Source organism: Acidimicrobiia bacterium (genome assembly GCA_009694375.1).
Classification (GTDB): domain Bacteria; phylum Actinomycetota; class Acidimicrobiia; order Acidimicrobiales; family VFJN01; genus VFJN01.
The window spans coordinates 51005-62540 of record SHVB01000017.1; the positions used below are offsets into that span (position 1 = coordinate 51005).

The window sequence follows — 11536 nt, forward strand, 5'->3', positions numbered from 1 at the left end:
GGCGGCTATGGGGTGCTGTTCAACGACCCGGCGGGCCGGGCCGGTAGTGTCGTCACTCATGTCCTTGGCGCCTGATCCTGAACTCTTCGACAAGATTGTGAACCTGTGCAAGCGGCGCGGGTTCGTGTTCCCCAGCGCCGAGATCTACGGCGGGTTTCGCAGCACCTACGACTACGGCCCCCTCGGGGTGCTGATGTTACGCAACGTAAAAAACGCCTGGTGGCGGTCGATGGTACAACTGCGCGACGACATTGTGGGACTCGATGCTGCCATCCTCAGTCCCCCCGCGGTTTGGGAAGCGTCGGGCCATCTGGCCAACTTTACCGATCCCCTGGTGGATTGTAAGAACTGCCAGGAACGGTTTCGGCTCGACAAACTCGACGACCCCTCCAACTGCCCCAGTTGCGGCACGAAGGACTCCTTCACCGAAGCCCGGCAGTTCAACCTGATGTTCAAGACCCACGCCGGCCCGGTGGAGGGTGCGGGTCATGAGGTATTCCTGCGACCGGAGACGGCGCAGGGGATGTTCCTCAATTTCAAGAACGTGCTCGAAACATCACGCAAGAAGCCGCCCTTTGGCATTGCCCAGGTGGGTAAATCGTTCCGAAACGAGATCACCCCAGGAAACTTCGTATTCCGCACGCGGGAGTTCGAGCAGATGGAAATGGAGTTCTTCGTACCGCCCGCGGAGAGCCAGCAGTGGTACGAGTATTGGTGCCAGCAGCGCTACGACTGGTACCTCGAGCACGGCATCCCCGCCGAGCAGTTGCGTCTGCGTCCCCATGACGCCACTGAGCTCTCCCATTACAGCTCCGCCACCTCCGACGTGGAGTTCCTTTTCCCATGGGGTTTCGACGAACTCGAGGGCATCGCCCATCGAGGCGACTTCGACCTCAAAGCCCATGCCGAGGCCTCCGGGGCGCGGCTGGAGTTTTTCGATCAGACCACCAACGAGCATTACGTGCCGCACGTCATCGAGCCGGCGGCGGGGGCCACCCGCACCATGATGGCTTTTCTCATGGCCGCCTACGCCGAGGAGGAGGTCAACGGTGAGGCTCGCACGGTGTTGCGCCTCCATCACCGCATCGCCCCGTACCAGGTGGCGGTGCTCCCGCTATCGAAGAAAGACACCCTCACCCCGGTAGCCAGAGAGGTGTTCCAGTTGCTCGCCCCTCATTTCATGTGTGACTACGACGAGACCCAGGCCATCGGCCGCCGCTATCGCCGCCAGGACGAGGTGGGCACCCCCTTCTGCATCACCGTGGATTTCGAAAGCCTCGATGACCGTTCCGTTACTGTGCGTGACCGTGACACGATGTTGCAGACACGGGTGCCGATCGCAGATCTCGTGGCACGGATTCATGGGTTGCTGACCTGAGCCAGAGTATCCTTGCGGGGCCCCGTTCTCCTTCGTAGTGTTGGGTCAACGAGGGCTGTTCCCGCCCGCCCAGCCCTCGCCAGCAGCGATCGCCGGAAGCCCTCCCGTGGGTGAGGCGATCGTTGCGCGTATTGACAAGGCGATCCGGTTCTGAGGCGGCTTGTCGTAGCCAAATACACTGAGGAAATGCCGCTTCTCTTCCCGTTTGCCCATCCACATTCTGCGGCACCGATGCACATGCAGGAGCTGCTCGGCGGCAAGGGCGCCAACCTGGCGGAAATGACATCAGTCCTGGAACTTCCCGTGCCACCGGGGTTCACGATCACCACTACTACCTGCGCCGACTACCTCGAGAACGGATGGCCCGACGGCCTTGACGCCGAGGTAACCGCGGCGGTGGCGCAGATCGAGGAGCGGGTGGGTCAGCGCCTGGGCGACCCGTACGATCCGCTACTCGTCAGTGTTCGATCAGGCGGAAAGTTTTCCATGCCCGGGATGATGGACACGGTCCTGAATCTTGGTCTCAACGATGCCGCCGTTGAGGGTCTCGCGGCCCGCACCGGCGATGCCGTTTTTGCCTATGACACCTATCGCCGGTTCCTCTCCATCTACGCGCGCATCGTGCTCAATCTTGAGGAGAAAGAGAGCGAGGTAGGGCTCTTGGCTGATGACGCCCCCGGCGCGGGGGTGGAGGCGCTAAAGGGCCAGTGTGCCCGTTATCATGGGTGGATAGAGGAGAAAACGGGTCGGCCCTTCCCCCAAGAGCCGGAGCGACAACTGCGGGAATCGATCGAAGCGGTGTTTCGTTCCTGGGGTGGCGCGCGCGCAGTGACCTACCGCGATCGCGAGCACATTCCCCATGATCTCGGTACGGCGGTAAACGTGCAGGCGATGGTGTTTGGCAATAGAAGCGACCGGTCCGGTACCGGGGTGGGTTTCACCCGCAACGCCGCTACGGGAGCCGATGAACCCTACGGCGACTTTCTTCTAAACGCGCAGGGAGAAGACGTGGTGGCCGGGGTTCGCACCACCGATGATCTCGAGGCGCTGGCGCGCGCCTTTCCCGATGCCTATGCCGAACTGCGCCAGGTGTTTGCCCGCCTCGAAGGGCACTACCGCGACATGTGTGATGTGGAGTTCACCATCGAGCAGGGGAAACTTTGGATCCTCCAAACTCGGGTGGGGAAACGCACGGGAGCGGCGGCACTCCGCATGGCCGTGGAGATGACTACCCAAGCGGGGAAGGGATGGACAATCACGCGGGCCGAGGCGGTCAAGCGCATCACCCCTGACCACCTCGATGGGGTGTTGCACGCGCACTTCGCCGTGTGTGATCAGCCGGTGATCGCCACCGGTCTCGGGGCCTCGCCGGGCGCCGCGGTGGGGCGTGCCTACTTCAGTGCTGATGCCGCGGTTGACGCCGCCGATCGGGGTGAGCCGGTGATTCTGGTGCGCAAAGAGACCTCACCGGAGGACGTTCACGGGATGCAGGTGGCTGAGGGGGTACTCACTGCGCGTGGTGGGATGGTGAGCCATGCGGCGGTCGTGGCGCGGGGGTGGGGCATCCCGGCGGTGGTAGGGGCGAGTTCCCTCACCATCACGGAGAACGGTTTTACCGTCGGAGCGATCACTGTGGGAGAGGGCGATGTCATCTCGCTCGATGGGGCCAGCGGCGAGATTGTGCTCGGGGAGATGACCGTCGAGATCACCGAGCCCCCCGAAGCCTTCGCCACGCTGTTGGGGTGGGCCGATGATCTGCGCCGGGGTCGGCTGAGCGTACGTGCCAATGCTGATACGGCGACCGATGCGGCGCTGGCCCGATCCTTTGGTGCCGAGGGCATCGGGCTCTGCCGGACGGAACACATGTTCCTGGCCGAGGATCGTCTGCCGATCCTGAGAGCGATCATTTTGGCGGCGTCCCCCGAAGGGGAGTTCGAGGCTCTCGAACGCCTGCGATTGGCCCAGAAGGCCGACTTTCTGGAGATCCTCACTGCCATGGATGGGCTCCCGATCACGGTACGACTCCTGGACCCGCCACTGCACGAGTTCCTCCCCCCGAGGACTGATCTGCTCGTAAAGCAAGCCGCCGAAGGACTCACCCCTAAGGAGGCGGATCTGCTCGAGGCGGTGGAGGAATGGCACGAGCAGAACCCCATGCTGGGCACCCGGGGGGTGCGCCTCGGGGTACTCCACCCCGGGCTCTATGCCATGCAGGTGCGGGCTCTGGTGGAGGCGGCCCTGGAGCGACAGGCCGGTGGGTTCTCCCCGGTGGTGGAGATCATGATTCCACTGACCGCCACGGTAGAAGAGTTGCTCCTGGCCCGGGGTTGGGTGCGGGAAGCCATCGCGGCGTCGGTTGGCCCCCAGGGGGCAGCCCCCGAGATCAGCGTGGGCACGATGATCGAAACGCCCCGAGCCGCGCTGCGCGCTGGTGACCTGGCCGAGCAATGCGATTTCTTCTCACTCGGCACCAATGACTTGACCCAGATGACCTTCGGCTTCAGTCGTGACGACGTGGAGGCTCGCCTGATGCCGGCCTATCTGGCCCAGGGCCTGCTCCCGGGTAACCCCTTCAAGACAATCGATGTCGACGGGGTGGGCGAGTTGGTGGCGATGGCCACCGAACGGGGGCGAGCGGCCCATCCGGCCCTGCAGGTGGGGGTGTGCGGCGAGCACGGTGGCGATCCGGAATCGATCGACTTTTTCGTAGCGACAGGGGTGGACTACGTGTCGTGCTCGCCGTTCCGGTTGCCAATTGTGCGTTTGGTGGTGGCGCAGGCGATTATGGCCCAGTCCCACTCCACTAGCCGCCAGGATTCCGCAGCCCTCCCATGATCGCCGCCGTACGTTTCGTCGCCGAGACCAGTACCAGCGACTTCAGCAGTTTCTCGGTGCCGCTCTGGGCCTGGGTTGCCTTTCTGGCCACGATCTCAGTGTTGCTCCTCGCCGACCTGCTCCTACTGCACCGCGAAGAGCACGTGATCAGCGTGAAGGAGGCCGCGATCGAATCGGCCGTGTGGATCTCCATCGGGGTGTCTTTCACGTTCGTGGTGTGGGGGGCCTGGGGCGGGGAGGCGGCGGGGGAGTACATCTCGGCCTACCTCATCGAGAAGAGCCTCTCGGTAGACAACGTGTTCGTTTGGGCAGTGATTCTGCAGTACTTCGCGGTGCCGGCCGCTTATCAGTTTCGGGTGCTGTTCTGGGGCGTCTTCGGGGCCTTGGTGATGCGCTTCTTCTTCATTTTGGTGGGCGTGGAGTTAGTAGAGCGCTTCGAGTGGGTCCTCTTGCTTTTCGGAGGATTCCTTATTTTCACGGCCGTTCGCCTTATGCAACACAGCGAGGAAGAGGCACATCCCGAGAACAATCCGATGTTGAAGTTCATTCAGCGCCGAGTGCCCTCCACCACCGAATATCACGGTCAGTCGTTGTTCACCGTGGTCAACGGGAAGAGGTTGGCCACGCCACTTTTCTCCGTGCTCGTCGTGATTGAGACGACCGATTTGATCTTTGCCCTCGACTCGATTCCCGCCGTGTTGGGCGTAAGCGAAAGCGCCTTCATCATCTTTTCTTCCAACGCCTTTGCCATCCTTGGGTTGCGGGCGCTGTACTTCGTTCTCGCCGGGGCCCGGGAGAAGTTCCGCTACCTCCAGCCCGGTTTGGCCGTCATCCTGGCTCTGGTGGGCATGAAGATGCTGGTGTCACCGTGGTATCACGTGCCCATAGGGGTGTCGTTGGGGGCGATCGTGTTGGTGCTGACAGTGTCCATGATTGCGTCGATAACGTTCGACCGCCCCGACGGGGACGGGCCCGGCGATGCGCTCGACGACCAACTAGGCGAAGGGCAAGGCCTCGTCGGTGGCGAACCCACCCCTGAGGTCTAGCCCTCGGTGCCTACCGGTCGCTTTGCCCCGAGTCCGTCGGGACCACTGCACCTCGGGAACCTTCGCACGGCCATGCTGGCTTGGCTGTGCGCCCGCAGCGACCAGAGTCAGTTCATCCTGCGCATCGAGGATCTCGACCCGATCACCAGTCGGCGAGAGCATGAGGTGACCCAACTCGCCGACCTCGCTGCCCTCGGCCTGGACTGGGATGGACCGGTGGTGCGGCAATCGCAGCGCGCCGGTGAGCACCAGGCGGTGCTTCAGGACCTAGCCCGGCGCGATCTCACCTACCCCTGCTTCTGCAGTCGCCGCGAGGTGAGGGAAGCCACGGTGGCGCCGCACGGAATGCCGGGCACCTACCCCGGCACCTGCCGCACCCTCAGCGCCGACGAAGCGGCCCACCGGGTGCACGCGGGCACCCCCGCGGCCTGGCGTCTGCGGTCCGAAGGAGAGGTGATAACCATCGTTGATCGTTGGCGTGGCGTGGTGACTCAACGTGCCGATGACATCGTGCTGCGGCGCAACGACGGGGTGGCGGCCTATCACCTCGCCGTGGTGGTGGATGACGATGATCAGCAGGTGGCCGAGGTGGTGCGCGGCGATGATCTCCTAGCGGCCACCTCGAGCCAGGCGTTGCTCCTCGATCTTCTGGCCCGACCCCGGCCCCAGTGGGCCCATGTGCCCCTGGTGCGCGGACCCGACGGCGAGCGCCTGGCCAAGCGCCACGGAGCCGTCACGCTGGCCGATCTGGACGCGGAGGGCATCGGTGTCGGCCGTGTCCGGTCGCGCTTGGCGGCCAGCCTCGGCTTGGCGGGCCCCGATGAAATCGTGACGATGGCCCAAATCCTGGGGCGATTCGACCCGGAGCAAATGCCGCCGGACGCGACCCCGCTACCGTTCGGGCTCAATGGGCATCGTTGATGACGACATCCAAGCACTCCGGGCGGCCACTGACATCGTGGCGGTCATCACCAAGTACACCCAGTTGCGGCGCTCCGGTCAGCGATGGGTTGGCCTCTGTCCCTTCCACGGCGAGAAGACGCCATCGTTCAATGTAAATCAGGAACTCGGCCTCTACCGCTGCTGGGGCTGTCAGGTGCGAGGCGATGTGATCACTTTTGTGCGAGAGGTAGAGCACCTGGACTTCGTGGGGGCGGTGGAGCTTCTGGCCGGTTGGGCCGGCATCACCCTGCGCTATTCCGACCAGAGTGAAGGAGAGTCGCGCCAACGCCGCCATCAACTCGTGGCGGCCGTGGAACAAGCAGTCGAGTGGTACCACCAGCGTTTGCTCTCCGCCCCCGATGCCGCCGTGGCCCGTAAGTACCTTCGGGAACGGGGCTTGAGCGGCGAGGAAGTGCGGGCCTTTCGAGTGGGGTGGGCCCCGGAGGGATGGAGCGAATTGGTGAAGGCCCTCAAACTTCCCGATGACATCGTTCGGGATTCAGGGTTGGGCTACCTCAATCGGCATGATCGGCAAACCGACGCCTTCCGGGCCCGGATCCTCTTTCCAATCTTTGACGCCAATGGCGACGCGGTGGGCTTCGGCGGACGGGTGATGCCAGGGGGCGAGGGACCGAAGTACAAGAACACTCCCGAAACGGCGCTGTACCAAAAATCGAAGTTGCTCTATGCCTTGAACTGGTCCAAAGCGCGTATCGTGACCGACGACCGTGCCATCGTGTGCGAGGGGTACACCGACGTGATCGGCTTCGCTCGGGCTGGATTCCCCGCCGCCGTAGCCACTTGCGGCACCGCTCTTACCGAGGACCACGTGAAACTGCTGCGGCGCTACGCCCGCAAGTTGGTGTTGTCCTTCGACGCCGACTCGGCCGGTCAGGCGGCCGCCGATCGGTTCTACCAGTGGGAAAAAGATCACGAGATCGAAGTGACGGTGGCCGATCTACCTCCCGGGGTCGATCCGGCCGATCTGGCCTCCAGCGATCCAGATCGTTTGGCCCGCGCCGTGCAGGAGGCCGTGCCCTTCCTCAAGTTTCGGGTTGAACGGGTGCTTACCGCCGCCGACCTCGCCACGGTGGAGGGGCGGGCCCGAGCGGCCGAAGCGGCGATTGAGGTGATTCGAGAACATCCGAGCGACCTCGTGCGAGATCAATACCTGATGGAGGTGGCCGGTCGCACTCGGGTGTCGCACGATCAGCTTCGCGACATGCTCCGCCAACCTGCTCCCGCTCCTCGGGGGCGGCCGGGGGATCGACGCGGCCCCATCCCGGCGCTGGAATCGCGGGCCGCGCCAGCGCGGGCTCGCGATGAGCGCGATGGCCCCGAGTTGGAGATACTCCGCCACGTGATCCACCAGTGGGAGGCCGTGGAGCCATGGGTGCGGTACGAGGAGTTGTTCACGAGCGAACTTCACGCCGCCACTTTCCGCGTGCTCATGGCTCACTCCACGGTGTCCGATGCCCTCAGCGCCGCCGACCCGGGCGTAGCGGACCTCCTCGGTCGACTGGCCACCGAGGAACTCCAGGCGGAGCCGTTTGATGCGGTGGTGCGATTTCTCACCGAACGGGCTCGCCGGGACGTGGCCCAACTCGCCGTGCGCGTGGCGGCAGCGCCGGAGGACGCCAGCCTATTGGCTGAGCAGTTATGGCTCACTCGGATCATCGACCAGCTCCGTGACCCAATTGCCGCTAGGACTGCGGCGGAAGCGTTGGTAACCTTCGTGGGGGGGCAAAGCGACATCGGCCTGCCGGGGGGAGAAGAGCGAAGTGACCAACTCGATGCCGGCAGCGAGCCGATGGACTGACCCGGCGGTCTATCTGCAGGTCTTGTTAGACAAAGGGCGGATAGCGGGCACGCTCACCATGGACGACGTGCTGTTCGTGTTGCGGACGGTAGACCTCACACCCGAGTTGATCGAAGAGGTGCGCGCTGGGCTAGCCCAAGCGGGTGTCATCATCGATGAGTCGGTGCGTGATCACTATGACGGGCCACCGGACCCCGCTCCGCTTCCGGCACGCTCGGGTCCTGAGGACCATGGGGTCGCCCAACCGGCCAGCGATGCCCAGCATGCCCTGAGCGATTTCGAGCAGGACGGTCCGGAACTCGGCGGTGTGCGACCGGCGCGCTCTGCGGCGGTCCGGCGTCGCACCCTGAAGGCGGCGGGGTCCGTCCTCGGCGAGGGTAGTGCTGATCCCGTGCGCATGTACCTCAAGGAGATCGGCCGGGTTCCGCTGTTGAGCGGGCCCGAAGAGGTGGAATACGCCCGCCGCATCGAGGTGGGTGGTCTGGCGGCGACTCGACTGGCTGATCTGGCGGCGGGGGGTGACCTCGCCAGCCTTTCCTTCGACGAGCGCCGGTTGGCCCAACGAGCCGTGCGCCGGGGGGAGGATGCTCGCGAGGTAATGATTGAGGCGAACCTGCGCCTGGTGGTGTCGATCGCCAAGCACTACGTCGGTCGGAACATGGCCTTCCTCGACCTCATCCAAGAGGGAAACCTTGGCTTGATGCGGGCCGTCGAGCGATTCGACTACACGAAGGGGTTCAAGTTCTCCACCTACGCCACCTGGTGGATTCGTCAGGCCATCACCCGCTCCATTGCGGATCAGGCTCGCACGATCCGCATACCGGTACACATGGTGGAGTTGATCAATCGGGTGCTCCGAGTACAACGGGAGATGGCTCAGGAGTTGACGCGCGAGCCCACTGTGGAAGAACTCGCCGCCGCCGTGGACCTCAGCGAGGACCGTATTCGGGAGATTCAGCGCATCAACCTCGATCCCCTTTCGCTGGATACGCCAGTGGGCAGCGAGGAGGATTCCACTTTTTCGGACTTCATCGAGGATCACGGCACCGAGACCCCGGGTGATGCCGCGACTCGGGGCATGCTCAATCGAGCCGTGATCGCGGCCCTCGATGGCCTCAACGACCGAGAGCGGGCGGTCATGCGACTGCGCTTTGGCCTCGATGACGGACAAGCCCGCACGCTGGAGGAAGTGGGCAAGGAATTTGGCGTCACGAGAGAGCGCATCCGTCAGATCGAATCGAAGACGCTGGCCAAGCTCCGGCACCCCCAGCGCAGCCAGAAACTCAGGGACTATCTCGACGGCGAGTAGTGCCGTCGGGGGAAAGGTGGCTCTCGGCGAGACCCGCCCGCTACTGTTCACAATTCCTTCCGGGGTAGCTCAGCTGGTAGAGCGATTGACTGTTAATCAATTTGTCGGGAGTTCGAGCCTCCCCCCCGGAGCTAGGCCACAGATTGCGGCACCCCGGGCCTGATCTCCGGTCGCCGGGGGCCGCGGTAGGGTTCGACGACTGGAACAAAGGGCGTCAATGAACACCGTGTCCCCACCCCCATCCCCGCCACGATCTCCAGCAATTTGGGAACGGTGCTGCCCACTGGACCCGTCGTCTCTCTGGATGATTCGCGAGTGACTGCGGCCATGGTTGCCTTCCCAACGGGGGAGGCCGCGGAATCTTCGGGCTGCCGGTCCATCGGTGATGGCCACGATTTTGGCTTCGAGTGTTGTAGCAACTCGTCGTACCTGAACCACGGCATCAAGCGGGATCCATCCTGTATTGAGTCGATCGTGGTCAAGAAGAACGGCACGGGGTCCAAGCAGGTGGCGTCGTCCCTGTACTTCCTGAACCCGGGCCGGGCGATGGCCGCCACTCCGATGGTCGCTCCATCCATGTTGCAGGGGTGGCTGATTCCACGTCTTTGCGGTCCGTTCGCTGGTTTAGAGGCCGACGGCCATGCCTGCGCTACTCACGGGCACTGATGATGCACGCGTGGTGGTGACGCCAACGGAGGTGGAGAGCCACGCCCCGGTTGGTGTTCTGGGTCCAGTCGGAACGACCCCGAAGACCTGGCTGGGGCGTCACCGCTACGGCCTGTTGGCGGCGGTGGTTCTCGTGCTCGTCGGCTCACAGACCCTGAACGGGCAATGGTCCACGGACATGTGGGAGCACGTGGCGGTGGTGCGTGAACTCATGGCGCACCCGTTCGATCCAACCCATCCACAACTGCTGTCGCCGGCTACTCATCCGGGCTTCTCTCCGTACACCGTTGCCCTGGCTCTGGTGGGCCAAGCATCTGGCGGGGGGGCTGTGGCGGTCTTGTCGGTAGCGGCAATTCTGAACGTGGCCTTCCTGCTGGGAGCACTGCAGCGGCTCGTGCTGGAGGTAACCGACAATGTCCGGGCGCCGTTTTGGGCGCTGGTGTTCTTGTTGGCGCTCTGGGGCATGGCTCCCTATCGGTACAGCGGGTTCTTCGGGCTCAACTCAATCGGCTTCGTCGCCCCCTACCCGTCGACGTTCGCCACCGCAGTGGGTTTTGCGACGCTGGTGGCAGCGGTGCGCTACTCGCGGGGCGGACGGCGCGCACTCCTGTTGGCGGTAACTATCGGTGCGGCCACGGTGGTGCTCGTGCATCCGCTGTCGGCCTCCTGGCTAGTTCCGGCCCTGGTCGGTGTGGCGATCAGTTGGCGCGCCGGTGTGCGTTCTTTGGCCTCCTTCGGCGCCGCATTGGCGCTGGCGCTAGGGCTATGTCTGCTGTGGCCGTATTACTCGCTAGCTCAGTTGCTGACGGAGTCCTCCGGGTTGGAGTCGCTGAACCAGGCCATGTACACCGATGTGCTGCTGCGTGTTTTCCCCATGTTGCTCGGGTTGGTGGTGGTGTTGCGCCGGACCCGAGAGGATCGGCGGGACCTACTAGGGCTGTGGCTGGGGGGCGCGCTGGGGCTCTACGCCGTCGGAGCGGTACTGGACAAGTCCACCTATGGACGCGCGCTGGCGTTCGTCGTGGTGGTTTTGGTGATGGCCCTAGCCGATGGGGTGGGAAGGGTCGAGGCGAGCTGGTCGGAGCGCTCCGCCAGTAGGGGGGAAAGAATCGGGGTGGTGGTGCTGGTGGGCCTGCTCGTGGCGGGGCTGGCTACCTCTCGCGGCGGGATCATCCGAATGGTTCCAGGGCCGCTGCTGCCGGGTTCGATCAGCGGGTCCGAGGAGTTGGTCCGACCTGATGAACGCTACGACTTCCTGGTGGGTCGGGTCGGACCGAACGAGGTGGTGGTGGGCTCTCGACTCGCCGACACCCGGGTCATTCCGGCGCTGGCGGGTCGTACGCTCGCCCTCAGCGTGGCCCGTCCCTTCGTGGCCGATGCGGATGAGCGGCTGCGGGCTCAGCGCGAATTCCTTGATCCGGCTACCTCCCGGGAACGGCGAGGCGAGCTTCAGGATCGCTATCGGGTGCGCTTCGTCCTGCTCCAGGCCCAAGATGATCGAGATCGTCGTCTCGTGGTGAACCTGGAAAGAGCGGGGGCAT

The 11536-nt window shown here is 64.3% G+C and carries 8 protein-coding genes and 1 tRNA gene; all 9 read left to right on the forward strand.

The window, feature by feature from the left end:
- Positions 1 to 58 precede the first annotated feature (58 nt).
- Positions 59 to 1378: a glycine--tRNA ligase gene (locus EXQ71_10370; protein ID MSO87907.1), complete on the forward strand. Its 1320-nt coding sequence runs from the start codon at positions 59 to 61 to the stop codon at positions 1376 to 1378.
- A gap of 186 nt (positions 1379 to 1564) precedes the next feature.
- Positions 1565 to 4213 (forward strand): pyruvate, phosphate dikinase, encoded by a 2649-nt coding sequence (locus EXQ71_10375; GenBank protein MSO87908.1) that lies wholly within the window; start codon positions 1565 to 1567, stop codon positions 4211 to 4213.
- Positions 4210 to 5259 carry a TerC family protein gene (locus tag EXQ71_10380; protein ID MSO87909.1) on the forward strand — a complete coding sequence of 350 codons (1050 nt, stop codon included), beginning with the start codon at positions 4210 to 4212 and terminating at the stop codon, positions 5257 to 5259. The genes EXQ71_10375 and EXQ71_10380 overlap by 4 nt, the downstream gene beginning before the upstream one ends.
- Positions 5260 to 5265: 6 nt before the next feature.
- Complete coding sequence (locus tag EXQ71_10385) at positions 5266 to 6180, forward strand: tRNA glutamyl-Q(34) synthetase GluQRS (protein ID MSO87910.1); 915 nt, start codon at positions 5266 to 5268, stop codon at positions 6178 to 6180.
- Entirely contained in the window at positions 6167 to 8020 is a 1854-nt protein-coding gene (locus EXQ71_10390; protein ID MSO87911.1) for a DNA primase, read from the forward strand. Before EXQ71_10385 ends, EXQ71_10390 begins: the two co-directional genes overlap by 14 nt.
- Positions 7995 to 9329, forward strand: coding sequence for an RNA polymerase sigma factor RpoD (gene rpoD, locus EXQ71_10395; GenBank protein ID MSO87912.1), 1335 nt, complete (start codon positions 7995 to 7997; stop codon positions 9327 to 9329). The genes EXQ71_10390 and rpoD overlap by 26 nt, the downstream gene beginning before the upstream one ends.
- A gap of 58 nt (positions 9330 to 9387) precedes the next feature.
- Positions 9388 to 9463, forward strand: a tRNA-Asn gene (locus tag EXQ71_10400).
- Positions 9464 to 9656: 193 nt separating this feature from the next.
- Positions 9657 to 9995, forward strand: coding sequence for a hypothetical protein (locus EXQ71_10405; GenBank protein ID MSO87913.1), 339 nt, complete (start codon positions 9657 to 9659; stop codon positions 9993 to 9995).
- Positions 9970 to 11536, forward strand: a 1567-nt coding sequence (locus EXQ71_10410; protein ID MSO87914.1) for a hypothetical protein, incomplete at its 3' end; no start/stop codon positions are given. The genes EXQ71_10405 and EXQ71_10410, both read left to right, overlap by 26 nt.